The 24016-nt window shown below is 63.2% G+C and carries 24 protein-coding genes and 1 pseudogene; 16 read left to right on the plus strand and 9 right to left on the minus strand.

The genetic code is table 11. The features are described 5' to 3' along the window. Positions 1-51 precede the first annotated feature (51 nt). The 3 genes from FKV68_RS12535 to FKV68_RS12545 all read left to right on the plus strand — a co-directional run bounded on the left by FKV68_RS12535 (position 52) and on the right by FKV68_RS12545 (position 2249). A complete protein-coding gene (locus tag FKV68_RS12535; RefSeq protein ID WP_180938154.1) occupies positions 52-468 on the plus strand; it encodes a cupin domain-containing protein in 417 nt (138 codons plus the stop codon). Between the two features lie 41 nt (positions 469-509). Next, the gene (locus FKV68_RS12540) at positions 510-965 is read left to right on the plus strand and encodes a carboxymuconolactone decarboxylase family protein (protein WP_180938155.1); all 456 of its coding nucleotides are present in this window, start codon (positions 510-512) and stop codon (positions 963-965) included. Positions 966-1337: 372 nt separating this feature from the next. After that, positions 1338-2249: an NAD-dependent epimerase/dehydratase family protein gene (locus tag FKV68_RS12545; protein ID WP_180938156.1), complete on the plus strand. Its 912-nt coding sequence runs from the start codon at positions 1338-1340 to the stop codon at positions 2247-2249. Between the two features lie 23 nt (positions 2250-2272). On the opposite strand, the gene FKV68_RS12550 is transcribed toward FKV68_RS12545, so the two are convergent. Continuing rightward, entirely contained in the window at positions 2273-2878 is a 606-nt protein-coding gene (locus FKV68_RS12550; RefSeq protein ID WP_180938157.1) for a TetR/AcrR family transcriptional regulator, read from the minus strand. Between the two features lie 489 nt (positions 2879-3367). Between FKV68_RS12550 and FKV68_RS12555 the strand changes: the two genes are divergently transcribed. From FKV68_RS12555 to FKV68_RS12585, 7 genes are all read left to right on the plus strand, one after another. Continuing rightward, positions 3368-3589 (plus strand): DUF1127 domain-containing protein, encoded by a 222-nt coding sequence (locus tag FKV68_RS12555; protein WP_180938158.1) that lies wholly within the window; start codon positions 3368-3370, stop codon positions 3587-3589. Next, entirely contained in the window at positions 3586-4584 is a 999-nt protein-coding gene (gene trxB / locus FKV68_RS12560; RefSeq protein ID WP_180938159.1) for a thioredoxin-disulfide reductase, read from the plus strand. The genes FKV68_RS12555 and trxB overlap by 4 nt, the downstream gene beginning before the upstream one ends. Positions 4585-4773: 189 nt before the next feature. After that, positions 4774-5652 carry a LysR family transcriptional regulator gene (locus tag FKV68_RS12565; protein WP_180938160.1) on the plus strand — a complete coding sequence of 293 codons (879 nt, stop codon included), beginning with the start codon at positions 4774-4776 and terminating at the stop codon, positions 5650-5652. 112 nt (positions 5653-5764) lie between these two features. Beyond that, positions 5765-6208 carry a peptide-methionine (R)-S-oxide reductase MsrB gene (gene msrB / locus FKV68_RS12570; protein WP_180938161.1) on the plus strand — a complete coding sequence of 148 codons (444 nt, stop codon included), beginning with the start codon at positions 5765-5767 and terminating at the stop codon, positions 6206-6208. After that, entirely contained in the window at positions 6209-6715 is a 507-nt protein-coding gene (msrA, locus tag FKV68_RS12575) for a peptide-methionine (S)-S-oxide reductase MsrA (protein ID WP_180938162.1), read from the plus strand. It abuts the gene before it with no gap. A 602-nt stretch (positions 6716-7317) separates the two neighbouring features. Continuing rightward, positions 7318-8547, plus strand: a complete 1230-nt coding sequence (locus FKV68_RS12580; RefSeq protein ID WP_180938163.1) for a bifunctional alpha/beta hydrolase/OsmC family protein — start codon at positions 7318-7320, stop codon at positions 8545-8547. Positions 8548-9026: 479 nt separating this feature from the next. Then, entirely contained in the window at positions 9027-9836 is an 810-nt protein-coding gene (locus tag FKV68_RS12585) for a DUF1194 domain-containing protein (protein ID WP_180938164.1), read from the plus strand. A gap of 46 nt (positions 9837-9882) precedes the next feature. Here the strand turns inward: FKV68_RS12585 and FKV68_RS12590 are convergent, their stop codons facing one another. The 4 genes and pseudogenes from FKV68_RS12590 to FKV68_RS12600 form a co-directional block, all read right to left on the minus strand. Then, a complete protein-coding gene (locus FKV68_RS12590; protein ID WP_180938165.1) occupies positions 9883-10263 on the minus strand; it encodes a YkvA family protein in 381 nt (126 codons plus the stop codon). Positions 10264-10891: 628 nt separating this feature from the next. Then, the gene (locus FKV68_RS12595; protein WP_246452498.1) at positions 10892-12277 is read right to left on the minus strand and encodes a calcium-binding protein; all 1386 of its coding nucleotides are present in this window, start codon (positions 12275-12277) and stop codon (positions 10892-10894) included. Between the two features lie 60 nt (positions 12278-12337). Continuing rightward, positions 12338-12412: pseudogene (locus FKV68_RS33745) on the minus strand (hypothetical protein); the annotation flags it as partial. A gap of 404 nt (positions 12413-12816) precedes the next feature. Then, positions 12817-14415, minus strand: a complete 1599-nt coding sequence (locus FKV68_RS12600; RefSeq protein ID WP_180938166.1) for a winged helix-turn-helix domain-containing tetratricopeptide repeat protein — start codon at positions 14413-14415, stop codon at positions 12817-12819. A 450-nt stretch (positions 14416-14865) separates the two neighbouring features. Between FKV68_RS12600 and FKV68_RS12605 the strand changes: the two genes are divergently transcribed. From FKV68_RS12605 to FKV68_RS12615, 3 genes are all read left to right on the plus strand, one after another. After that, complete coding sequence (locus FKV68_RS12605; RefSeq protein WP_180938167.1) at positions 14866-15618, plus strand: SDR family oxidoreductase; 753 nt, start codon at positions 14866-14868, stop codon at positions 15616-15618. Between the two features lie 512 nt (positions 15619-16130). Further along, positions 16131-16943, plus strand: a complete 813-nt coding sequence (locus tag FKV68_RS12610; RefSeq protein ID WP_180938168.1) for a class I SAM-dependent methyltransferase — start codon at positions 16131-16133, stop codon at positions 16941-16943. 512 nt (positions 16944-17455) lie between these two features. Then, a complete protein-coding gene (locus tag FKV68_RS12615; protein ID WP_180938169.1) occupies positions 17456-17644 on the plus strand; it encodes a hypothetical protein in 189 nt (62 codons plus the stop codon). A 121-nt stretch (positions 17645-17765) separates the two neighbouring features. Here the strand turns inward: FKV68_RS12615 and FKV68_RS33075 are convergent, their stop codons facing one another. Further along, positions 17766-18080 (minus strand): glutathione S-transferase family protein, encoded by a 315-nt coding sequence (locus tag FKV68_RS33075; protein ID WP_245181926.1) that lies wholly within the window; start codon positions 18078-18080, stop codon positions 17766-17768. Positions 18081-18307: 227 nt separating this feature from the next. Here FKV68_RS33075 and FKV68_RS12625 point away from each other — a divergent pair, with 227 nt between their 5' ends. Together FKV68_RS12625 and FKV68_RS12630 are read left to right on the plus strand one after the other, a co-directional pair. Continuing rightward, the gene (locus tag FKV68_RS12625; protein WP_180938170.1) at positions 18308-18529 is read left to right on the plus strand and encodes a hypothetical protein; all 222 of its coding nucleotides are present in this window, start codon (positions 18308-18310) and stop codon (positions 18527-18529) included. A gap of 216 nt (positions 18530-18745) precedes the next feature. Further along, the gene (locus tag FKV68_RS12630; RefSeq protein ID WP_180938171.1) at positions 18746-19060 is read left to right on the plus strand and encodes a hypothetical protein; all 315 of its coding nucleotides are present in this window, start codon (positions 18746-18748) and stop codon (positions 19058-19060) included. 129 nt (positions 19061-19189) lie between these two features. Here FKV68_RS12630 and FKV68_RS12635 read toward each other — a convergent pair whose 3' ends face one another. Next, positions 19190-20092: a LysR family transcriptional regulator gene (locus tag FKV68_RS12635; protein WP_180938172.1), complete on the minus strand. Its 903-nt coding sequence runs from the start codon at positions 20090-20092 to the stop codon at positions 19190-19192. A gap of 131 nt (positions 20093-20223) precedes the next feature. Here FKV68_RS12635 and FKV68_RS12640 point away from each other — a divergent pair, with 131 nt between their 5' ends. Next, positions 20224-21675 carry an MFS transporter gene (locus tag FKV68_RS12640; RefSeq protein ID WP_180938173.1) on the plus strand — a complete coding sequence of 484 codons (1452 nt, stop codon included), beginning with the start codon at positions 20224-20226 and terminating at the stop codon, positions 21673-21675. A gap of 243 nt (positions 21676-21918) precedes the next feature. Here the strand turns inward: FKV68_RS12640 and FKV68_RS12645 are convergent, their stop codons facing one another. Both FKV68_RS12645 and FKV68_RS12650 read right to left on the minus strand, forming a co-directional pair. Continuing rightward, the gene (locus FKV68_RS12645) at positions 21919-22398 is read right to left on the minus strand and encodes a response regulator (protein ID WP_180938174.1); all 480 of its coding nucleotides are present in this window, start codon (positions 22396-22398) and stop codon (positions 21919-21921) included. Between the two features lie 136 nt (positions 22399-22534). Further along, entirely contained in the window at positions 22535-23941 is a 1407-nt protein-coding gene (locus tag FKV68_RS12650; protein ID WP_209647385.1) for an aminotransferase-like domain-containing protein, read from the minus strand. Positions 23942-24016 lie beyond the last annotated feature (75 nt).

A 24016-nucleotide genomic window follows, 5' to 3' on the forward strand; every position in this document is an offset into this window, starting at 1 on the left:
TAGGCGGCAACGAAGAAACGTCATCATGACCATGAGCAAAGGAGAACCGTCATGACGATACGATCCGCAATTGGCGCTGCCGGCGCCGCCATCGCAATCGCCATCGCAATGCCTGCCGCAGCGCATGACCTCGGCGAAACCGTTACGCCCCACTTCGAAAAGGCGATACCCAACATTCCGGGCAAGACGCTGAGCGCACTGATTGTCGACTATGAGCCGGGCGGGACCTCGCTTCCGCACGACCACGCAAAATCAGCCTTCATCTTCGCCTACGTCATCTCCGGAGAAATCGAGTCGAAGGTAAACGACGGCCCGACCGAGACCTTCCGCGCCGGCGAGAGCTGGTACGAACCGCCGGGGTCCGCCCATCTCGTCAGCCGCAATGCGAGCAAGACCAAGCCCGCAAAGCTGCTGGCGGTCATCGTCCACGACAGCGGTGAAAAGAACATCACCACCCCCCGCGACTGAACCGGCGTTCGAGAAACCGAATATCTTCAAGGACAAAATACGTGAGCAAGCGTCTCGACTACAACCAGATCGCACCAGCCGGCGTCAAAGCCCTTGGCGGAGTCTATGGCTATATCATGCAGAGCAGCCTCCCTCCGGTGCTGGTCGATCTGGTCTATCTTCGTATCTCCCAGATCAACAACTGCGCCTACTGCCTCGACATGCACACGCGTGACCTCATCAAGAAAGGCCAGACAATCGAGAAGATAGCACTGGTGCAGGCATGGGCGGAAGCCGGCAATCTCTTCGACGAGCGTGAGCGGGCCGCCCTTGCCTGGGCCGAAACGGTGACACGCGTTGCCGAGACTAACGTGCCGAACGAAGCCTACGAAGCCGTGCGTGCGGTGTTCGACGAGCACGAACTCGTCGATCTCACGATCGCGATCGGCCTGATGAACACCTACAACCGGCTGGCGATCAGTTTCCGCAACACGCCACAGGCTGCACTGGAAAAGTAACCGGGCGCCTCCATCGAGGCGCTCCAGATCATCCCACGACAAAGTGTCTAACGACTTTCCGTCAGGAACTGCGTTATTTCGATGGGTTAGATGCATTTCGCGGCCTCACCGCACAGCACGCGACCGTCGCGTGACGGGTTTGGCGCATACCTTTCCGCCCTCATCCCTGTACTTGTCACAGGGATCCAGCAGCGCCGCGTCTGCGGCGCGGAAAGTCTCATCAGCCCAAGGACTTGGGCTGGCTGGGTTCCTGTGACAAGCACAGGAATGAGGGCGGAGAAGAAGCGGCAACCGACGAAACAGCAGTAGGCTGCCGCCGTGTACTGCGGTCTCACCGATACCGCGAAATGCTGTCAAATCAGGGAGTTGACAATGAAAATATTCATCGCAGGTGCCACGGGCGCCGTCGGCTTGCCGCTGGTGCGGGCGCTCTTGCCCCTCGGCCATCAGGTGACCGGCATGACGCGGCCCGGCCGCGGGGCGGATCGGCTACGCGAGCTCGGGGCCGCAGTGTCTTTCGCCGACGCGTTTGACCCGAAGGCGGTCCACCGCGCGATCGAAGCGGCAGCGCCGGACGTGGTGATCGATCAACTCACCTGGCTTCCGGCCGACCCCGCCGAGATCATCAAGGCGATGCCCAACGATACCCGCCTTCACCGCGAGGGCGGCGCCAATCTCATCGCCGCGGCGGAGGAACTGGGTGTCCGCCGCTTCATCATGCAGTCTCGCGGCTTCTATCTGGAGGCTCCGGCAGGAGCGCTCGCCGACGAGACCGCCAAACTGAGGTACGACGCGCCCGGCGAGATCGGCGAGAGCACGCGCACCATCGGCGCCTATGAGGACCGGGTGCTCGCCTCGCCGTCGCTCGACGGCGTCGTGCTCCGCTACGGCTTCTTCTACGGCCCCGGCACCTGGTACCGGCCGGACGGGGCCATCGCGGAGCAGGCGCGCAACGGCGAGTCGGCGATCATCGGCGCAGGAAACGGCGTCTGGTCGTTCGTGCACATCGACGACGCGATTGCCGCGACGGTCGCATCGCTTGACGCCGAGCCGGGTATCTACAATGTCGTCGACGACGATCCCCTGCCCGTCTCCGAATGGCTGCCCGCATTCGCCCGCTGGGTCGATGCGCCGGAGCCCCGGCGGGTCAGCGTGGAGGACGCGCTGAAATCGGCAGGCGAGGAAGCAGTCTACTACCACACCCGCCTGACCGGGGCCTCCAACGGCCGGGCGAAGGCAAATCTCGGCCTCGCGCCACGGCCGCTTCTGTGGAGGGACGCTTGAGGCTTGGGCAACAGGCGGAATATTCAGGAAGCCTGCGGCCGCCTTTCTGCGTCTTTCCTTGCTGACGGCCCGTCCGCCGCGAGCAGTTGCTGCGCCATGCGCTTGGCCTGCCGGACAGGCTCGGCGGTCCGGGTTATTTGCGCGACCGCAACCGCCCCCTCGTGCAAAAGATTGATCTCGGCCGCGATCCGCTTCGGCTCGGCACAGCGCGCCGCGTGGGCGAGTTCCTCGAAATAGGCGAGCGACAGGCGCTTGTGCATCAAGGCTGCGCGGAACACGGGATCGACAGCGTCCTTGTGCTCCCCCGCCGCGCTCAGGAAAATGCAGCCGCGGAACTGCTTGTCGCGGACCGTGGTTTCGAGGAAATCGAATGTCGCCAGAAGACGTTCGGCGGGATCGCTCGCCAGCTGCTCGACAAAGCTGCGCATGGCGTTGCGGTCCTCCTCGTCGCGCCGTTCGAGCGCCGCCAGGATCAGGTCTTCCTTGGTTTCGAAGTGCCGGTACAGCGTCGTCTTGGCCACCCCCGCCTCTGCGATGATCAGGTCGATACCCGCCGCGTGATAGCCATGGTCGTTGAACAGCCGGAGTGCGGTGTCGAGCAGGTGACCCCGGATCTCTGAACGGCGCATCTCATCCTCACAATAGGTAACAGATCTGTATCGTTTTCTAGCGGCAGTGCAGGGCCAATGCAAGGGCTTTCCGAGACATCTCTGCAACATTGCGTGAGGCTCAGAAATCCTTGTTCTCTCACGCTGGCGCTTGATCCCGACACGATCCGCTTCGGCTTTGTAAAGTTCCTGCGTCCCTGCCACACAGCTCTATACTCACGTGTAGCTGCATTCCCACCGTTCCAGCCGCCAATATCGGCCTAGTTCCCCAGGGAACTCACCTCCTTTGGGGTCTCAGAATTCGCCTTGTCAAACGATACAGATCGGTATATTTTTTCCTCATACGATACAGATCAGTATCGTTTATTCACAACACCGGGCGATCGTCCTCCGCGGACAACTAAGGAGCGAGGGCGGAGTCCTGGCTCCGCTCGCATGCCGATTTTGCGTTCACAGAAATCACCATTCTCAATCCGGTCGCGCCGGTTGGTTCAATGAAAGGAACGTCCCATGTTTATCGCATCTATCCTGTTGAAGTTCCGCGCCCACCAGCGCTATCGCCAGACCCTCCGAACGTTCAGGCAATTGAACGATCACTTGCTCGAGGATGTCGGCATTTCCCGCAACGATATCGATGTCATTGCGCGCCGGCAGTACCACGAAGAAGATCGAAGCGGCATCACGGCTGACACCGGACGCGCACCGCTGACGCGGCAGGAGATCGCTTCATGAACACGCACCACGCCAGGGTTCTGATCATCGGGGCCGGACCGGCTGGCTATACAGCCGCCATCTACGCCGCCCGTGCCAACCTGAAGCCGCTCCTCGTGACCGGCCTGCAGGCCGGCGGCCAGCTCACCATCACGACGGATGTCGAGAACTACCCCGGATTTGCCGAGCCCGTTCAGGGACCCTGGCTGATGGAGCAGATGCGGCTGCAGGCGGAGAACGTCGGCACCAACGTGGTGTATGACATCATCACCTCTGTCGATCTCTCCAGGCGCCCCTTCTATCTTAAGGGTGACTCCGGCGACACCTACATCGCCGACGCACTCATCATTGCGACAGGGGCCCAGGCCCGATGGCTTGGCCTTCCCTCGGAGAAGCTGTTCAATGGATTTGGCGTCTCCGCCTGCGCGACCTGCGATGGATTTTTCTATCGAAACAAGGAAGTGGTCGTTGTCGGCGGCGGTAACACAGCCGTACAGGAAGCGCTTTACTTGTCGAATCTCGCCTCCAAGGTCACGATCGTCCATCGCCGCAATCGGTTCCGCGCGGAGCCGATCCTGCAGGACCGTCTCCTGGCGAAACCGAATGTCGAGGTCGTCTGGAACCACGTCGTCGACGAGGTCATTGGCGAACGCGAGCCGAGGAAGTCGGTGACGGGCGTTCGCATCCGCGACGTGAACACGGGTGACGTGAAGGAACTGCCCGCACACGGCCTCTTCGTCGCCATCGGCCATGACCCGGCAACAGCGTTGTTCCGAGGCCAGCTCAACATGGATGAGGCCGGCTACGTCAAGGTTGGATCCTGGTCGACGAAAACAGCCGTCCCCGGAGTTCTGGCCGCCGGCGATGTCATCGATCCGGTATTCCGTCAGGCGATCAGCGCCGCCGGAATGGGGTGCATGGCGGCCCTGGAAGCCGAGAAATTCCTGGCCGAGCATTCACCGGAGCCGGTCACCCTGGCGGCCGAAACCCGTGAAACGGAGATGGTTGAAGCATAGCGGCCGACGCGCCACGCCCGGCCCCTGAGAAAGCGCGGACCTCGACCCGTAGTCCCTTTTGCCGAAGGTCCGCGCTTTCGGGAGGCCCTTCTGGATGCCCTTGCATTCGAACAGCGCCAGAGTAACAACCAGTGTCTCTCTTTGCCGAAATCGACGGCCGTTCAATCAAAGCCACGCGAGATGCGATCCATGGACATCCATCAGGTCAGGTACTTCCTCAATCTGGCTGAAACGTTGAACTTCACGGAAGCCGCGCGCCGAAGCGGTGTCTCGCAGCCGAGTCTGACGCGCGCGATCCAGCGTCTGGAGGAAGAACTGGGCAGCCCGCTGATCTATCGCGATGGCAAGGACAGCCGCCTGACGGCGCTCGGCCGCGACATCCAGGCCGAGTTCATGCGGATCGAACTCGCGCTCAGGAACGTGCGCGAACATTCCGAGAGCACGGTGCTCGGCCGGCGCCGCATCCTCGACATCGCCGTTGCACCGACCATCGGTCCCGCCCCATTTGCCGCATTCTTCGACGACGCGCTTCGCGAGCTTCCTTCCGTGAAGATCAACATCCACCAGCTATTGGCCGGCGAAGGTGCGAACGAGGTGCTTTCGGGCAAATACCACGCCTGCATCCTGCCGCGGGCGCCGCGCCCCAACCCGAAGCTCAACGTCGTGCCGCTCTTTCGCGAGCGATTCCTCCTCGCCTGCGCGGAGAACCATCCGCTGGCGGCCGAAAATGTCGTCAGCACCGGGGAGCTCGCCGCCTATCCCTTTGTCGACCGGCTGGCCTGCGAGTTCCACACCGAGATCACCGAGCACCTGATGGACCATGATGCCGTCATGCAGCCGCGCTTCAGTGCCGAGCGCGAGGACTGGGTGCAGCAGATGGTCGCCGACGGCCGCGCGATCTGCATCATGCCCGAGCGGTCCGTCGTCGTGCGGGGCATAGTGACCCGCGCAGTCGAAGGAATATCCCTGGAGCGCGAACTCGTGTTCGTAACGGTTTCCGGCTCCGGCACGCCGCGCGAGATCCGCAAGATCGCTGAGTTGGCGGCTCGGCGCGACTGGGCGACGTGAGCGGGAGAACCGGCTTTTTCGCGCGGCTATGGAATCTATGCACGTCCGATATTGGGAATTCTCGTGATCCCTCGCCATATTCAGGCAGCAAATACAGCAACGGAGACAGGCAATGACCTATAAAAAGACCGACGAAGCGGTCAGCAAGCTGACGCCCGAGCAGTATCGGGTGACCCAGCAGAATGGTACGGAACGCCCCTTCACGGGCGAGTATAATGACAACAAGCGGTCGGGAATCTATGTCGACATCGTTTCCGGCGAGCCGCTGTTCGCCTCGGCCGACAAGTTCGATTCCGGCTGCGGCTGGCCGAGCTTTACCAAGCCGATCGTGTCGGCAAACGTCAAGGAACTGCGGGACCACTCCCATGGTATGATCCGCACCGAGGTGCGCTCGATGCATGGCGACAGTCACCTCGGCCATGTGTTTCCCGATGGCCCCCGAGACCGGGGCGGCTTGCGTTACTGCATCAATTCCGCCTCATTGCGCTTCGTTCCGCGTGAGGACATGGAGGCCGAGGGCTACGGCGCATATATCAACCAGGTAGAGGATATCTGAATGACCGAGAGAGCTGTTTTGGCCGGTGGCTGCTTCTGGGGGATGCAGGACTTGATCCGCAAGCTCCCCGGCGTCATCGAAACCCGCGTTGGTTACACCGGCGGCGACGTGCCGAATGCAACCTACCGCAATCACGGCACCCACGCCGAGGGCATCGAGATCATTTTCGATCCCGAGAAGACCAGCTACAGGCGGATCCTGGAGTTCTTCTTCCAGATCCACGATCCCACCACGAAAAACCGGCAGGGCAACGATATCGGCCTCTCCTATCGCTCGGCGATCTACTACGCCGACGATGAGCAGAAGCGGGTTGCCGAGGACACGATCGCAGACGTGGATGCCTCGGGCCTTTGGCCGGGCAAGGTGGTGACCGAAGTCGAGCCGGTGGGAGATTTCTGGGAGGCCGAGCCGGAGCACCAGGATTACCTGGAGCGCCTCCCCAACGGCTACACCTGCCACTTCGCGCGCCCCAACTGGGTGCTGCCCCGGCGGTCGGCGGCCGAATAACCCGGCCGCCTGTCTCCGGCAAGGAGACCATCCGTCAACTTCGAGGGGGCCCGCCGGATAACGCCGAGCCCTTCAGACCGAGCAAACGATGCCTTCTTCGCCCTCATCCCTGTGCTTGTCGCAGGGATGAGGGCTGCGCCGCGTCTGCGGGGCGGGAGAGTCTTTTCAGCCCAAGGACTTGGGCTGGCTGGTTTCCTGTGACGAGCACGGGAATGAGGAGCTTGGGGTAACGGCTGAGCAAATAACGAGGGATGGTCGGGTATCGATGCGTCAGTCACGCAACCACCGGCGCTCCGTCATCGGGACCGCTACGTGGGGTGCACTGCGCACCAACGCCCTCCCTCATCCCTGTGCTTGTCACAGGGATCCAGCCACGGCCGCGCCGTGAGTGACTCCGTCTGACCTCAACACCGATGATGCGGGAGCGGCACCCCCATTCCGGTGCGCGCTGGATTCCCGTGATGCCGAACCGCAACCGGCGAGCCAGCAGCAGGCTGCTGTCGTGTACTGTAAACGCCTGAAAAGACGCGCAAAGGTGTAGGTACCCGGTTGCCCCGTTGCAGATGTAGAATAGGCGTTTCCTTATAGCAAAGGAGGCGACCATGGCTTTCAACACGCAACGGCTCCAATTTCCCGGCCATTCCGGCGCAACGCTCGCCGCCCGCCTCGATTTGCCCAACGGGCCATTGCGCGCCTACGCGCTTTTTGCCCATTGCTTCACCTGCTCCAAGGATTTCGTGGCGGCGCGCCGCGTTGCGGCCGAGCTTGCGCGCGAAGGCGTCGCGGTCCTGCGCTTCGATTTTACGGGTCTCGGGTCGAGCGGAGGCGAATTCGCCTCGACGAACTTCTCCTCCAACGTCGCCGACCTTCTTTCGGCCGCCGACTATCTCCGTCAACACTATGAGGCGCCGTCATTGCTGATCGGTCACTCGCTCGGCGGCGCAGCGGTGCTGGCCGTCGCCGGCAGCATTCCCGAAGTGCGCGCAGTGGCCACCATCGGCGCGCCGGCCGATGTCGGCCACGTGCTGAAAAACTTCGGAGCGAGCCTCGAGGAAATCGAGACAAGCGGCGCGGCGGAAGTCGATCTTGCCGGGCGCAAGTTCGTTATTCGAAAGCAATTTGTCGAGGACGCCCGTGCGCACCGCATCAAGGACGCCGTTGCGGCATTGAAAAAGCCCCTCCTCATCCTTCACGCGCCGCTGGACCAGACGGTCGGAATCGAGAACGCGACCGAAATCTTCCTCGCGGCCAAACATCCGAAAAGCTTCGTTTCGCTGGACAAGGCCGACCACCTGCTCACCGACCCTGAAGACGCAGCCTTCGCGGGGCGAATGATTTCGGGATGGCTGACGCGCTATCTCGCCGCCGACACGCCGCAGGGCACGGGCCTGGTCGAACATGTCCGCGTGACGGAGACGGGCGAAGGCAAGTTTCAGAACGCGGTTCAGGCCGGCGGCCATCGGCTTTTTGCCGACGAACCGGAAAATGCGGGCGGGCTCGATTCCGGTCCCTCGCCCTATGATTTCCTGTCGATCGCACTCGGCGCCTGCACCTCGATGACGCTGCGCCTCTATGCCGGTCACAAGGGGCTTACGCTCGGCCGCATCGGCGTCGACGTCTCGCATGCCAAGGTCCACGCCAGGGACTGCGAGGAATGCACCGAAGCGGAACGGGCCGGCGGCGCCAGGATCGACCATTTCGAGCGCGTCATCTCCATCGATGGAGAAGTCTCGGAGGAGCTTCGCGACAAGATCGTCGAAATTGCCGGCAAGTGCCCGGTCCACCGCACGCTCGAAGCCGTGGCGAAGATAAAGACCGTCGTGAAGTCATAAGCCCCCGCACGTTCAAAAGCGCCACGACGTCCTGCCTCGTCGGTTGCGGTGTGGCAAGGCTTTCCTCGGATCTCTCATTCCTGTGCTTGTCACGGGAATCCAGACAGCCCCTACAGCGCGGCGCGTCTGATCAGACGCGCAAAGGACGCTGTAGCACTTTGAATTGCTGCATGTTTTTATCCTTAAATCGGCTACGATTTAAGGATACATGCAGTCCTTGGGCTGAAAGGCTCTTCCGCGCCGCGGACGCGGCGCTGCTGGACCCCAAGCACAGGGATGAGGGCGAGAAGAGCATCCCAGTTGCGTTACTGCCGTGCACCGTGGCGTCTGAAAGACACCACAGAGCTGTAGGGAGTGCACGATAGCTTCAGCCGTCCTCCCCGAACGGCGCCGCATGTGGTTCCGTCCATGCGGCGGCTAACGCGACCCTGCAATCCTGTGGTACTCTCCCGGGAGGACATGATGAGGGGCCTGATGCGATGTTGCGCGTGTTGGCGTTGATCCTGTTTCTCACCGGAATTCCGATGCAGGCCGCCGCCGCGCCTCCGGATGCGGCGCCTTCGGATGTCGATCTGGAACTCGTGCTGGCGGTCGACATGTCGGGCTCGATGGACATGGAGGAGGCGCGCGTGCAGCGCCTCGGCTACCTTGAGGCACTGAGGCACCCGGACTTCCTCAACGCCATCAAGGGCGGTTACCTCGGACGTATCGCCATCAGCTATTTTGAATGGGCGGGGCTGGTGAACGAAGACTCGGTGCTGGACTGGCAGGTGATCGCGGACGCCGGGGACGTCCAAGCCTTCACCGCCCGGCTCGAAAGCCGCCCGGTCGGAACGCGGCGCGGCACTTCCATCTCCAACGCGATCCTGTTCGGAACAAACCTGATCGAGTCAAACGCCTATTCCGGAGCGCGCCGTGTCCTGGACCTTTCCGGCGACGGGCAAAACAACACCGGACCGCTGGTCGCGCCGGCCCGTGCAGCCGCGCTAGCGCGCGGGATCGTCATCAACGGATTGGCGATCCTCATCCGGCCCCCCAATCTCGGCGTTCCGCTCGATCAGTATTATTCGGAATGCGTCATCGGAGGCCCCGGCTCCTTCATGATCCCGGTGCACGAGCCGGAAGACTTTGCCGTTGCCGTCCGCCAGAAACTGCTCCTCGAGGTCAGCGCCCGCACGCTTCGCCTGGCTCCGCGGCCGGTCGCCGCGACACCTGCAGTCGATTGCCTGATCGGCGAGAGGCTCAATCCGAATTTTATCGAGCGGGTATTTCCGGAATTGAACCGATAGATCGTCTCAGCGGACTTTCTGAACCACGAAGCCCAGACGGAAAACGTCAGATATCGCCGATTACCATCCAGACGATGAGAGCCGCGAGGAAAACCCACATCGCGACGATTGCGACCAGCCCGCCTCGACTGGTGGGCCGCTCGGTGCGCTTCGTTGCCTCGGTGCGCAATTGCGCCAGAACGTCGTCCGGGATCAGCCTGATGACGGCGATGATGCCGAGCGGGACGATGACGAGGTCGTCGAGATATCCGAGGACCGGGATGAAGTCGGGGATCAGGTCGATCGGCGACAGGGCATAGGCCGCGACCGCCCCGGCTGCGAGCTTCGCATACCAGGGAACGCGCCGGTCACGCGCCGCCAGCCACAGGACGATCACGTCCCGCTTGATGCCTCTTGCCCATTTCTTTGCCCGGTCCAGCCACTGCATGTTCCCTACTGCAGGTTTCCTTAAATCGTACTCGATTTAAGACTAAAAACATGCAGCACGTCAAAGTGCTACAGCGTCCTTTGCGCGTCTGATAAGACGCGCGGCGCTGTAGATACAAGATTCTCGCCGGCGCCGCACTTGCGTCTTCGGCACGGGTCAACAGCAGGACCATCGGCTTTAGAGTGATACCCGATCCGATTGGATCGTTTTGGAAACCGGTGGGGTTCGCAGGTCGCAGCCTCTCGGAGCCGCCCAGTGGCTACACCCCCCTCTGCCCTGCCGGGCATCTCCCCCACAAGGGGGGAGATTGGCCGCAAGCAAGGCCCTGCCAGACGGCAAACTCGCAGATGGCCGAAGTCATCCAGTTATCGCCCTGCGCACAGGGTCATTAGAGCAATTCCAGGAAAAGTGTGTACCGGTTTTCCGTCCGGAATTGCGTAGTTTCAACGAGCTAGATCCTTTCAGTGTTTCCATGAAACAATGAAATGATCTAGACGCCGCGCGTAGAGGGTCAGTAGTTGAGCGCACATTGCCGCTTGCAATCTCCCCCCTTGTGGGGGAGATGCCCGGCAGGGCAGAGGGGGGTCTTGGGGCGTCCTGATTTTCGCGATTGCCACCTAATCGTGCTCTAAACGACGCCGAATATCACGTCGCCGGCGGTGAGAGCCTGAAGGGAAACGCCTTCGATCAGCAGCCCGTACGTATCGGAGCCATTGAAGGCGACGTAGACACCGGAGGCGGTGTCGGTGGAGGCCGCGAGAAAATCGGCGTAATTGCGGATGCCGGTATTTTGCTCTGCGATATCAGAAAACGCGATCACGTCGCCGCCCCCGGTTTCGAAGTCGCGGATGCGGTCGATGCCCTGTTGATCCGGGCTTTCAGTGGACCAGAGAAAGGTGTCCGCGCCGCCACCGCCGACCAATATGTCGGCGCCGTTTCCGCCGCTCAACAGATCATCCTGGGTGCCGCCATCGAGAAAATCCTTGCCGTCGCCGCCGAAGGCAACGTCGTCGCCGACGCCGGTCGATAGGGTGTCGTTTCCTTCCCCGCCGTCGATATGGTCGTTGCCGCCTTCGCCATTGAGCCGGTCGCCACCGGTGCTGCCTTCGACGCGATCGTCGCCGGCGCCGGCATCGACGATCACATAGTCGAGATTTCCGCCGATCACCGTGTCATTGCCGCTGCCGAGCCCGACGCTGGCACTCTCGATGCCGCGGAAGATCGTGCCCGTGGATGCCCGGCCAATGCTGAAATCGATGGTGGCGTCGCTCAACCGCACCCTTTCCTCGATCCGGACCCAGTCCTCGCCAAGCCCACCATCGACCTCGGCGGAATAGAGCGTCGTCGTGATGCCGTCGTTGCCGGCACCGCCGAAAAGGCGGTTTGCGCCGCGCCCGTCGACGATCATGTCGTCCCCCGCCCCCGCATCGACGAAGTCGTTTCCGGCTTGCGTCTGGATGACGTCTCTGAGGACGGTCCCCTGGATGCGATCGTTTCCGCTTCCCGTCGTCAGTACGATCTCTTCGACATCGTAATGCCGGACGAAAAGATGCCGCTCGTCGATCGTCCGGTATCCGAGAATGCCGTGACCGTTCTCGCCGTTGAACACGACCTGGTCCGAAACCGCGGAGAGATCGATCGTCAGTCTATCGTCGCCGCTTCCGCCGAAGACGGTGCTGCCCGTTTCGACGAGGATGAAACGGTCGTTTCCCTCGCCGCCGTCGAGGCGGTCATGGCCGCCCGTATTGGTGATGGTATCTTGCCCGGTTCCCCCTTCGACGACATCGTCGCCGGCTCCGGTCGAGATGGTGTCGCTGCCCGCCGTTCCCTTGATGCGGTCGTTGCCGCTTCCCGCCGTGAGCCTCAGCCACTCGGTATCGTGGAAGAAAATGTGCCGTTCGTTGGCGCTGCGGTACCCGATGATGCCGTGACCGCTCTGCCCGTTGAACTCCAGGCGGTCGGAAGTCGTGGAGAGATCGATGATCAATCCGTCAAAGCCGACGCCTCCGGTCACGGCGCCACCCGTGCCGACGAGGACGATCTGGTCGTCACCCGTGCCGCCGTCGAGACGGTCGTAGCCGCTCGAGCTCGTCAGGATATCCCATCCGTCACCGCCGTCGACAAAGTCGTCGCCGCTCCCGGCATCGATCTTGTCCCAGCCGGGAAGATCCCAATGTAGTCGGTGTCGTCCGAACCTTGCAACACGTCACCGGAATGCGAGCCTTCGATCTTGGCCATGCCGTCCTCCGAACTCTGCCCGCGCTGCAAATATAATTCGCGCGCAAATATAAACTGACATCAATTGAAATGTACACGCATGGTCACGGCCTAGCAACTTTAAGTTATTTCGCGACTTCAGGTAATTTATTTCAAAAATTATATTAAGACTCGCTCGATGCAGGTGAATTTCACAGGATAGCAGGTGAACTATATTAGAGAATTGACTTTTAATTGATCGGCAACCGCATCCAACACCAGCTTTGGACGCCCGCGATGTTCTCGAGGCGAACGATGGAACGCGTCGGAGGATTCGAGCTCACGCGCTGTGCCGCGTCACTCCGGCAGCCCGGCCATCCGCAGCCCGTCGGCGAGCCGCGCCAGATCCTCCTGGCGATGGATCGGCATCCAGTCCCGGATGCTGGAGACGCTGAGGGACGGGTCGAGCGCGCGCAGCCGCTGCATGGCCTGCCGCGCCTCCTCCGGACGTCCGGACAGCGCATGGCTTGCGGCCACCACGACGGCAGCGGGGAGCAAGCTCGGCAAGTTCCCCCGCGCCTTCTCCGCCCAGGCCGAGGCAATGTCGAAGCGCCCCGCAAAAAAATGCGCCAGCGCCATCCCAACCTGCATCCGGAACATTTCCGGATCCAGTGGACTGAGCCGGACGGCATGCGCCAGATGCTCGATTGCGGCGTCGGTTTCGCCGCGCAGAGCGCGCAACGTACCGCCGAGGAACCAGGCCGGGGCGAGATTCGGATTGAGGAATCTTGCCCTGTCGAGGAGCGCAATGCCGCCGTCGAGGTCACCGGTGAGATGGGCGAGCGCATGGCCGCCTCTCGTCAGCGCCACCGCATCGTCGCGGCCGAGCTCCATCGCGAGCCGCGCCAGCCGCGCACCCTCGGCGATCTCACCTGGAGGATCGGTCATCCATCCATTGACCTTGCGCCAGAAATGGCACCAGGCCGCCATGCCGTAGGCGGACGCAAATTCCGGATCGAGCTCGGTGGCCCTATAGAACAAGGGCAACGCCGCCTCGATCGCCTCGCGGGTGCCGCTGTGCGTCTTCGCCATGCCCCGCAGGTAATAGTCGTAGGCGTCGAGGCTCTCCGTCGGCTTGCGCTTGGCGCGCTCGATCTCCGCCCGCTCGAGTTGCGGCGCGATCGCGCCGACGACGCTTTCGGCGATCTGGTCCTGCAGCTCGAAAATGTCGTCGAGCATGCCTTCGAAGCGTTCCGCCCAGAGGTTCGTGCCGGTCGTGGCGTCGATGAGCTGGCCGGTGATGCGCACCTTGTTGCCGGATTTGCGCACGCTCCCCTCCAGCACGTAGCGCACGCCAAGCTCGCGGCCGACTTCCTTCACGTCCACCGCCCGGCCCTTGTAGGTAAAGCTCGAATTGCGCGCGATGACGAACAGCCAGCGCATCCGCGACAGGGCCGCAATGATGTCCTCCACCACGCCATCGGCAAAATATTCCTGCTCGGGATCGCCGCTGAGGTTGAGGAACGGCAGGACGGTGATGGAAGGCTTGTCCGGAAGGACGAGTGCGGGCGGTGGCGGCTCCCTCTGCTCGCCGGAGCCGTCTTCGACGGCGCCTCGCCCGTCGGGCTGGCGCAGTTCCCCGGTCTCGTCAACGCTGATCGCGCCGACGAAGCGGAAGCCCTTGCGGGCGACGGTACGGACCAGGCGCTGCTCCTCGCCGCTGTCGCCGATGGCCTTGCGAACCGCGTTGATGTGGCTGGTGATGGTCGATTCCGAGACGATCCGACCGCCCCACACCGCGGCGAGCAGGTCGTCCTTGCTGACGACGCGGTCGCGGTTTCTGACGAGATGCAGCAACAGGTCGAAGACCTGCGGCCCGACGGCGACCACGTCCGCACGCAGCGTAAGCTCCCGGCGCTCCGGATCGAGCGCGTAGTCTCCAAACACGAACGGCACGTCGGTATCCCTCGGCGAATGCTTCCGTCCCTTGATAGCACGGCAGCGCGTGCTTAGGGCGATTCCAGGAGAAGTGTGTAGCGGTTTTCCGTCCGCAGCTTCGAAGATCAGAGCATCCGGCGCCCATCGGGCGACAGCACGTAATTGGGTTTCGCGGATGCTTTTTCGCCCTCATCAAGTCAGTTGAGTCGTGACGCACGGCCGTCCCCCACCCTCCCTCATTCCTGTGCTCGTCACAGGAATGAGGGACGGAGGAGAACCTTGCCGTAGCCCGACCGACGAGGCGCGGTACGCTACTATCGTGCCCTTCCGGCAAAGCCGTCTTGGACGAATAACCAAGCTTCCTTCAAGCTCAATTCAAGCCCCCCGCAAGGACTTCCCTTAAGCGCTGGGGCACTCTCCACCCAGATCGACGGCAATGGTTGCAGTCGGAAGAAATGGAGAGAAGCCATGAAGATCGTCGTCATCGGGGGCACCGGCCTCATCGGATCGAAGCTTGTGAAGATCCTCAAGGACCGTGGCCACGAGGCGCTCCCAGCCTCCCCCAACACGGGCGTCAACACCATCACCCGCGAGGGGCTGGCGGAAGCGCTCGACGGCGCCGAAATCGTCGTCGATGTGGCCAACGCGCCGGTATGGGAAGACAAGGCCGTGCTCGAGTTCTTCGAAACGTCGGGCCGTAACCTGCTGGCCGCGGAAGCTGCCGCCGGCGTCCGCCACCATGTTGCCCTGTCTATTGTCGGTAGCGAGCGGCTTCCGGAGAACGGTTACTTCCGGGCGAAGGTCGCGCAGGAAAACCTTATCAAGGCATCCGGCGTTCCCTACACCATCCTGCGCGCCACGCAGTTCTTCGAGTTCGTCGGCGGCATCGCCCAGTCGGCCACCGTCGGCGAGGAGATCCGCGTGTCGCCGGCGCTGTTCCAGCCGATCGCGTCCGACGACGTGGTGGCGGCCCTCGCCGAAGTCACGCTCGCAGCCCCGGTGAACGGCACCGTGGAAGTCGCCGGCCCCGACGCGATCCCGCTCGACGAAGTGGTCAGGCGCTTCCTCAGGGCCACGCAGGACACGCGCAAGGTCGTGCCGGACGTCCGCGCCCGTTACTTCGGCGCCGTCCTCGACGATCAGTCCTTGACGCCCGGCAAGAACCCCCGCCTCGGATCGATCCGCTTCGAGGATTGGCTCGCCCAGCCAAAGGCCCAGTAAGCGGTCATTCGTGCATGTTCCCAAAAGCGCGAGGCCCTTTTGGGAAAGACAGGAACTGACCACGCCCACCACGGAGTGACCAGGTCCCTCAACGCAGCAGCTCTGGCGGAAGGCTCCATCACCAGGGCTGCTTCGATGCTGGCGGCAGGATTTCCGCTCTGTGCTCGCCCCAAGAGCGGGCCTCCGCGAGGCGGCGGCAACCACGCCGGCATTCTCGCTCGACCGTCAGCGCGCCTAAACCGCCGAAAGGCGTCGTTCACGACGCCTCCGCAGTTCTCCGCCATTCCCGTATCCCTGTCATCCTCGGGCTTGACCCTTTGTCATCCTCGGGTCAAGCCCGAAGATGACAGGCAAGACGAACGGCGGGCATCTCTCTTGCTCCTACGGCGAGCACAGACACGAGGATCGGGCGGACCCTACCGCATCGATAACAGGAGCGTGGCGGAGACGATCGCAACTCGTCCCCACGCAACCAAAGCGTGGTATAGTCATCCCTTGCGGGGGACCGATCCATGTTCACGCAGATGACCTTCAAGGCGCTCGAACATCGCGGCTGGAGCGAGCGCGCCCGGATCTATGATCACTATTCGGGCCGGTTCTGTCGCTTCGGCATAGCGGCGCTGATCGATGCGGCCCGCATCAGCCGCGGCCAGTCGACGCTCGATGTCTGTTGCGGCACCGGGGAGGCAAGCCTGGCGGCCGCCGCGCGTGGCGCGATCGTCACCGGCATCGACTTTTCCGAGGAAATGATCGCCGAGGCGAAAGCCAAGGGCGGCAACGTCGATTTCCAGGTCGGCGATGCCGAGGCGCTCATCTTTGACGACGCTGCCTTCCATCGCGTCATCAACAATTTCGGAACCCTGGATCTCGCCGACCCGGACAAGGCGATCGCCGAGGCCGCGCGGGTGCTGAAGCCCGGCGGCCGCTACGCCTACACCGTCTGGCGCGGCCCGGACGTCTCGCCGCTGTTCCGCATCCTTCCGGAGGTCGTCAGTGCCCACGGCACGCTCGATGTCGACCTGCCGCCCGCGCCGCCCTTGTTCCGTTTCGCCGACCGGGAGGAAGCGATGGGGGCGCTCTCGGCGGCGGGCTTCACAGACATCACCTTCGCCGGAATACCCGCCACCCTCGACTTCCCGCTCGCCGAGCTTTCCGACTTCTTCCACCACGCCTTCGTCCGCTCGACGATGGTGCTGGAAAGGCAGGAGCCGGCCGCACGGGCCCGGATAGAAGAGGCGCTCGGAGAAAGCTTCCAGCCCTTCACCGAGAACGGCATCGTCCACCTGCCGCTCCCCGCCCTCGTCGTCAGCGCCACGCGCGCCTGAACGAGCCGCCGGGTTGGCGAGAGGAGCGTCTGGCTGTTTCGAGGAACCCGGGAGATGACACGGCCGACATTCTCGATCCGATTGATCTCCGCGTGTGAAGTGGAACAAGCAGGCCCATGCGTTCACGCACAGGCATGAATCTACAAACCACGCTCAAGAAAATGAATAGGTCATTGTAGATGGTATCAAGGATATCTTAGGGGAGCCGACCTCCCCGATCCATGGACCTTAGTCTGACGCCGGAGCGGTAAACGTCTTAATCCAATTGCCCGCAGCCCCGCCCGACATATGTTGTTCTGAGCACCAGCCCGCGACATTGGTGCCGCTCTGGACGCCGAAGGTCCCGGGGCCGACGCGATTGCCTCTCAAACCGCTCAGGCACCTTCGCACCCTACAGCGCCGCGCGTCTTTTCAGACGCGCAAAGGACGCTGTAGCACTTTGAATTGCTGCATGTCTTTGTCCTTTAATCGGCTACGATTAAAGGCGACATGCAGTAGGGAGGAGGTGCGCCATGCCATCCCACATTCCCCTTCAAGATGCCGACATGCTCAGCGCAATCTTCGAGGACTTGCTGCAGGATCATGAAATATCGCGCTATAGCGCAGTGGCAGACGGTATCATGACACGCTTGATCTTCACCTATGACCTCGGTATTCGCGATCCCAAGCTGCTGAAAAGGCTTACCGTGCCCTTTCTATAGCAGCGCTGATCCCTGATCGGCCCACGGACTATGCACCCCCCAGTCCCTCCGCACTCATTGCAGTCCGGCCCTTGGCCAAAGCGCCGCGCGTTTGAACTGCATCGTCGCCGTCGAACCCCGATCATGGCTGCGAGGCCGTACCTTGAAGGGCGACCGGAACCCGCGCGGCACCGTTATGTTTTCGCGCATGACGGAGTCGCGGCGTGCCTTTGGCCAGTTTGTCCTCGATCCCGCCCGCGGCCTCCTGCTGCGGCATGCCCTCGGGCGTAACCAGCACCGGCACCAGGCCGGCCGGGTTCATGGCGAGGAATTCCGCCGAGCGGTGCTCGCCGTTCAGAATATCTATCCTTCTGAATTCGTACGCTATTTTTCCTTCCTCGAGCACCCATTGGACCAGCGGTGCACGGGTGAAGTCACCCCCATGGAGAATGTACATCGGGCTCTCCCTGCTGCGCCCAAGCGTCTCCATAAACTTCGATTCCGGCTGTCAAGGTAGCTACACGATCAGGTTGAAGGCTCGCTTTCGCCAGCATTACATCCGGTCGTCACGCCTCCCGAGTAACCTGTGCCGGGAGGGCGTGAGCGGCTCTATCGTTTTGCCGCACACCTGATGCCATTTGCGATCTCCCAAGGCGCGTGGCACAGGTCAACCGAGGATAAGAAATGAGCAAATTCGCCAACCTGGCTCTCGCAGCTTTCTTGACTGCAGCAATCGCCGCCGGCAGCGCCTCCCCTGCATTTGCAACCGGCAGCTACTACAAGGGCATATCAACAACGCCCGTCAACGAAGGACACCAGAACGGGAAATACAACCCGGAAGCAAAAAGCGTGAACAAGCCGCCGCCGAGAAACGGCGCATACTACAAGGGCGTATTCCGCAAGTAGGCCTCCATGAGGAACAATGAAAATGCACCCTCTGGAACTCGCTTTATGGTACCGTAGAGCGATCGAACTCCACATCAGAGTGTGCAATGAACGGGTCGCCGCCGAGAGCATGGTGCTAGTGGGCGCAATCGTTCTCGGCGGTCATCTGGTGGGGATATTTTCGCACAGAACGACAGCCGTCGGGTCGCCAGTGCAAAAGACTCGGAGCTTATCGCCATGGAACACGATCCCATGCCCACCGGGATTCTCGCCGGCCCAAGCTACATCGAGAAGATGTCAGACGACGAGTTCTATAAAATGTGCGAGGTTGTGCTGATCAACGCCATGAAGGATGCGCCAGACGCCTCCAAGCTGGGCCCGGTGACGCATGAGACAGCCGAAAAGGTGCGTCGCATTGTCAAGGCCAGCGGCTTCCACTTCTCGCAAACGGCCCATCACGTCAGTACCGCAGCGAGTATCGCCGCGACGTCGTTCGTGATGCTGGGAGAAAAGCCTACGCCCGAGTACGTAAGGTCGGTCATATATCCTTGAACGCAAGGCCCCACCTGGATCGGCCGTAGCTAGGAATTCCCTCCTCGTCACAGGTGCCACCGCGCCCAAGTCCTTGGGCGCAAAAGATTCCTGCCCACTTGACCGGGCCACACACCCACCGCACGCCGATCAACCCGCCCGCTGCCTGCCGCAAACCTCGCGCACGCATCCGCGCAGCCAGCGGTGGGCCGGATCGGCGTCCAGCCGCGGGTGCCAGAGCATCGAAACCGTGATTTCCCGTGTGAAGACCGGCAGCGGAAAGCTGTGCATCCCGGCCCTGAGCGCCCCCGTGTGCCGCTCGGGAACGCTGGCAATCAGGTCGGAGGCGCGGGCGAGCGCCAGCGCCGCGGCAAAGCCGCCGACGATCGTGACGATCTCGCGTTGGAACCCAAGCGCCTCCAGCGCCTCGTCGAGCGGCCCCTTGTCGAGCCCGCGCCGCGAAACGAGCACATGCCGGCCGGCCGCGTAACGGGCGGGCGTCACCTCGCCCTCGCAAAGCGGGTGTCCCATGCGCACGACGCCGACGAACCTGTCCCGGAAGAGCGCCTGTGTGCGCACCTCCGGACTGGTCGCCTCCCCGACGACGCCGGTTTCGAGATCGACGGTCGCCTCGCGCAGCGGCCCGCTGCCCCGGTCCGGCTTCGGCACGAAGCAAAGCCGCACGCCGGGCGCCTCCCCGCCGACGCGGGAAATGAGATCCGGCCCGAAATTCTCCACGAAGCCATCGCTGGTCCGCAGCACGAAGGTCCGGCTCAGCCGTTTGAGATCGAGCTTCTCCTGCGGCCGCAGCACCGCTTCCGCCTCCTCGACCAGTCGCCCGACGCGCTCGCTGAGCTCGAGCGCGCGCGGTGTCGGCACCAGGCCGCGCCCGGCCCGGACGAGCAGCGGATCGCCCGTCGCCTCGCGCAGCCGCGCGAGCGCCCGGCTCATCGCCGACGGGCTCAGCCGCAGCCGCTTGGCCGCGCGGGCAACGCTGCCTTCCGAAAGCAGCACGTCGAGAGTGGAAAGGAGGTTGAGGTCGGGCTTCTGCATGCGCCGACTATAGCGGACGGTGACATGGCGTCAAACGCACGAATGAAGTGCAAACGATGCGCATTCCGCCATGTCTCGCGAAAAGCTACCTTCCGGCCAGCCGTTCTAAAGCCGGAAAAGGAGTTCATGCGATGACAATCACGACGCGACCAATCGAGGCGATCGCCGAAGGGGGCGAACGGGCGCCCTCCTTTCGCTGGGCGCTCGCCGCCCTTTCCCTCTCCATGCTCTTGTCTTCACTCGGCACCAGCATCGCCAATGTCGGCCTGCCGGCCTTGGCCGATGCGTTCGGCGCCTCCTTCCAGGCGGTGCAATGGGTGGTGCTCGCCTATCTTCTCGCCATCACCACCCTCATCGTCAGTGTCGGGCGGCTTGGCGACATGGTCGGCCGCCGCCGTCTGCTCATCGCCGGCATCGCCCTCTTCACCGGTGCCTCCGTGCTTTGCGGCGTCGCGCCCACGCTCTCAATGCTGATCGCGGCGCGGGCTGCGCAGGGCCTCGGCGCCGCGGTCATGATGGCGCTTGCGATGGCGCTCGTCGGCGAGACGGTGCCGAAGGAGCGAACCGGCAGCGCCATGGGGCTCCTCGGAACGACATCGGCGGTCGGCACCGCCCTCGGTCCCTCGCTCGGCGGCCTCCTGATCGCCGGCCTCGGCTGGCGGGCGATCTTCCTCGCCGGCGTGCCGCTCGGCTTCGTGGCATTCTTCCTCGCCTTCCGCAGCTTGCCCGCGGACCGCGCGGGCCCCAAGGATCGCACGGGCTTCGACACCACCGGCACCGTGCTGCTGGCGCTGACGCTCGCCGCCTACGCGCTCGCCATGACGATCGGCCGCGGCAGTTTCGGTCCGCTCAGCATCGGCCTGCTGTTGGCGGCGATCGTCGCCGGTGCCCTCTTCCTGTTTGCCGAGGCGAGAACCGCTTTCCCCCTGCTCCGCCTCGCAATGTTCCGCGATCCGGTGCTTTCCGCCGGCCTCGCCATGAGCGCGCTCGTCTCGACGGTAATGATGGCGACGCTGGTGGTCGGACCGTTCTATCTTTCCCGCGGGCTCGGGCTCGATGCCGCGCTCGTCGGCCTCGTCATGTCCGCCGGCCCAGTCGTTGCGGCACTGGCGGGCGTTCCCTCCGGCCGCCTTGTCGACCGGCTCGGCACGCAGCCGACCACCGTCGCGGGGCTCGCCGCGATCGCCGCCGGCGCGTTCCTCCTCTCGCTGCTCCCGGCAGGTTTCGCCATCGCCGGCTATGTCGCGCCGATCGTGACCGTTACCGCCGGCTATGCCCTGTTCCAGGCGGCCAACAACACCGGCGTCATGAAGGATGTCGGGCCTGGCGAGCGGGGCACCGTTTCCGGCATGCTCAACCTTTCGCGTAATCTCGGCCTCGTCACCGGCGCCTCCTTCATGGGCGCAGTGTTCGCGCTTGCCTCCGGCACGAGCGAGATCACCGCGGCAGCCCCCGACGCCGTCGCCGCCGGCATGCGCGTCACCTTCGCCGTCGCCGCGGTCCTGATCGTCGGCGCACTGGTCGTCGCGGTCATCAGCCGCGCTTTCGTAAGCCGCGCTTCGGTCGCCGGCGACGCAGCGTGAGGTCGCTCGGATGGAGGCTCTTCGGCTACCACGCCAGAAATCACCTAAATTTCGCTGTTTGACCCCTAATTTTCAGTATTTCAACGGCGCCGTCTCAGTGGCAATATATTAGCGTCGGGAAATATTCTGCCCGCATTCACCCGCGCCGCGTCCGGCCCCTCCCCGAAACGGACGGCCTGCAGGACGGACTTAGAGAAGCCCCAGCTTCCCCTAATGGCTGGGGCTTTTTCCTATCCTTGAAACTCAGGAACGGGCCCGAACCGGCGCCAACCTCGGAGCGCCGGGATAAGCGCAAGGTAAGCCGCGAAGTCCCTTCGGGTCACTGGCGGGGGGGGGGGGGAGCGTTTCTGATGAACGCTCATCGAGCAATTGAGAGATGGCCGTTACCAACTGTGCCATGTCGAAGGGCTTTTCAAGCATGACGCTTTTCGGCACACCTCTTGACGGGAAATCGACAGCGCCGTGCCCGCTGACATAGACCACCGGCATCCCGGGATCGATCTCCCGCGCGACACGTGCGACCTCCCAGCCGTCCGGGGATTCGCCGAACCGTATATCGGTAACGATGCCTTGGATGGATGAGTCGGCGGCAGTCAAATGTTCTATAGCCTTGCTGCCGCTCGTTACAGCGACGACGCCAAACCCTGCTTCGGTGAGCGCGCACTCGAAATCAAGCAGCAACAGTGCTTCGTCGTCGGCTATCAGTATGGCAACCGTCTCCACTCTGTATTGCCTCCGGCAGGATCGTTCCGAACGCGCAGCAAGGCAAACGGTTCCCCTTTTTGGTGAATTACTGACACATAGCGCCTCGCAGTCGCATTTTCTCTACCCGGCGGTGGGTGGGCTGGCGCCAGGCCACTCACCTGATGAGGTCGAGCGCTCGCCCGAGCGTCTGAAACACCCGATCGCCGAGGCACTGCGAAACGTTGAACCGCATGAACGCCCCGGCGGACTGGGAAAGGCTGAAGGCATTGCCGGGCGCCAGCACCACGTTTTCGGCCAGCGCCTCCCGGGCAATGCCGGCGGCGTCGAGCCCGGCGGGCAGCCGGCACCAGAGAAACATGCCCGACTGCGGCTCCAGCCAGGGCTCGATGCCGAGCTTTCTCAGCCGGGAGCCGGTCTCGGCCATGGCGCGCGAGAGCCGCGCGCGGAGCGCCTCCATGTGCTTGCGATAGCCGCCATCCCTCAGCACGTTGTAGGTGAGCTCGGCCGAAAGGCGTCCGCCGCCGAATGCGGTCGCGATCTTCAGGTCCACCAGTCCCTCGATCCATTCCGGGCGCGCCGCGATGAAGCCGCAGCGCGCCGACGCCGACAGCGTCTTCGAAAAGCTGCCGATGTGGACGACGCGACTGAGGCCATCGAAGGCCGCCAGTCTTGGCGCGGGCGTCAGCTCGAAATCGGCAAAGATGTCGTCCTCGACGATGGTGAGGTCGAACTGGTCCGCGACCTTCAGCACCCGGTGGGCAACGACGGGAGAGAGGACCGCACCGGTCGGATTGTGGATCGCCGAATTGGTGATGTAGAGGCGCGGCCGGTGCTCCGCGACCACCTTGGCGAAGGCTTCGATGTCCGGCCCTGTCGGCGTATAGGGCACGCTGACGATCTTCGCGCGGTGGGCGCGCAGCAGCGCATGGAAATTGAAGTAGCACGGGTCATCGACGAGCACCGTATCGCCGGTTTCGAGAAAGAAGCGGCACAGGAGATCGATCGCCTGGGTGCCCGACTCCGCGAGCATGATGCAATCGGGCGAGGCTTCGATGCCGCGCTCCATCATGCGCCGCGCGAGCAACTGCCTGAGCGGCGGAAATCCAAGCGGCGTTCCGTAATCGGTGAGTGCCGCGTCCTCCGCCCGCGACAGGCCGCGCAGACCTTTTCGCAAAGCCGCCTCGGGCATCCAGGATGGCGGCAGCCAGCCGCAGCCGGGCTTGAGCGTCGCATCGCTGCTTTCGAGCGACTGACGGGAAACCCATAGCGGGTCGACGGCGCGGTCGAGCCGCGGTCCGATCTCGGCCAAGGCCAGCGGCACCACCTGTCCCGAAACGTAGAAGCCGGATCCCGGTCTCGACGCAATCACCCCTTCGGCGACCAGGCGCTCGTAGGCGTCCACCACGGTCGAGGTCGAGACCTGCATGGTCGTGGCGAAAGCGCGGACCGACGGCAGCTTGCTCCCCGGCGTCAGGCTGCGGTTGGCGATGCGCTGCCGGATCGCGCTCATCACCGCTCCAACACGTGTGCCACCACCCTCGGCTGTCGCTGCAACGTCCATCTGTACTGCTCCATGATGCATAACAGTTTTGTCTAACTGTATTGGATTGTCTCTGGCGACGCCAGCGACTTCGGC

It is taken from the genome of Sinorhizobium mexicanum (assembly GCF_013488225.1).
In the GTDB taxonomy this organism is placed as follows: Bacteria; Pseudomonadota; Alphaproteobacteria; order Rhizobiales; family Rhizobiaceae; genus Sinorhizobium; species Sinorhizobium mexicanum.

Coding starts and splice junctions, on each gene's coding strand:
- FKV68_RS12535 (WP_180938154.1), top strand. CDS start 52: ATGACGATACGATCCGCAATTGGCGCTGCCGGCGCCGCCATCGCAATC.
- FKV68_RS12545 (WP_180938156.1), top strand. CDS start 1,338: ATGAAAATATTCATCGCAGGTGCCACGGGCGCCGTCGGCTTGCCGCTG.
- FKV68_RS12550 (WP_180938157.1), bottom strand. CDS start 2,878: ATGCGCCGTTCAGAGATCCGGGGTCACCTGCTCGACACCGCACTCCGG.
- FKV68_RS12555 (WP_180938158.1), top strand. CDS start 3,368: ATGTTTATCGCATCTATCCTGTTGAAGTTCCGCGCCCACCAGCGCTAT.
- trxB (WP_180938159.1), top strand. CDS start 3,586: ATGAACACGCACCACGCCAGGGTTCTGATCATCGGGGCCGGACCGGCT.
- FKV68_RS12565 (WP_180938160.1), top strand. CDS start 4,774: ATGGACATCCATCAGGTCAGGTACTTCCTCAATCTGGCTGAAACGTTG.
- msrB (WP_180938161.1), top strand. CDS start 5,765: ATGACCTATAAAAAGACCGACGAAGCGGTCAGCAAGCTGACGCCCGAG.
- msrA (WP_180938162.1), top strand. CDS start 6,209: ATGACCGAGAGAGCTGTTTTGGCCGGTGGCTGCTTCTGGGGGATGCAG.
- FKV68_RS12580 (WP_180938163.1), top strand. CDS start 7,318: ATGGCTTTCAACACGCAACGGCTCCAATTTCCCGGCCATTCCGGCGCA.
- FKV68_RS12585 (WP_180938164.1), top strand. CDS start 9,027: ATGTTGCGCGTGTTGGCGTTGATCCTGTTTCTCACCGGAATTCCGATG.
- FKV68_RS12590 (WP_180938165.1), bottom strand. CDS start 10,263: ATGCAGTGGCTGGACCGGGCAAAGAAATGGGCAAGAGGCATCAAGCGG.
- FKV68_RS12605 (WP_180938167.1), top strand. CDS start 14,866: ATGAAGATCGTCGTCATCGGGGGCACCGGCCTCATCGGATCGAAGCTT.
- FKV68_RS12610 (WP_180938168.1), top strand. CDS start 16,131: ATGTTCACGCAGATGACCTTCAAGGCGCTCGAACATCGCGGCTGGAGC.
- FKV68_RS12615 (WP_180938169.1), top strand. CDS start 17,456: ATGCCATCCCACATTCCCCTTCAAGATGCCGACATGCTCAGCGCAATC.
- FKV68_RS33075 (WP_245181926.1), bottom strand. CDS start 18,080: ATGTACATTCTCCATGGGGGTGACTTCACCCGTGCACCGCTGGTCCAA.
- FKV68_RS12625 (WP_180938170.1), top strand. CDS start 18,308: ATGAGCAAATTCGCCAACCTGGCTCTCGCAGCTTTCTTGACTGCAGCA.
- FKV68_RS12630 (WP_180938171.1), top strand. CDS start 18,746: ATGGAACACGATCCCATGCCCACCGGGATTCTCGCCGGCCCAAGCTAC.
- FKV68_RS12635 (WP_180938172.1), bottom strand. CDS start 20,092: ATGCAGAAGCCCGACCTCAACCTCCTTTCCACTCTCGACGTGCTGCTT.
- FKV68_RS12640 (WP_180938173.1), top strand. CDS start 20,224: ATGACAATCACGACGCGACCAATCGAGGCGATCGCCGAAGGGGGCGAA.
- FKV68_RS12650 (WP_209647385.1), bottom strand. CDS start 23,941: ATGGACGTTGCAGCGACAGCCGAGGGTGGTGGCACACGTGTTGGAGCG.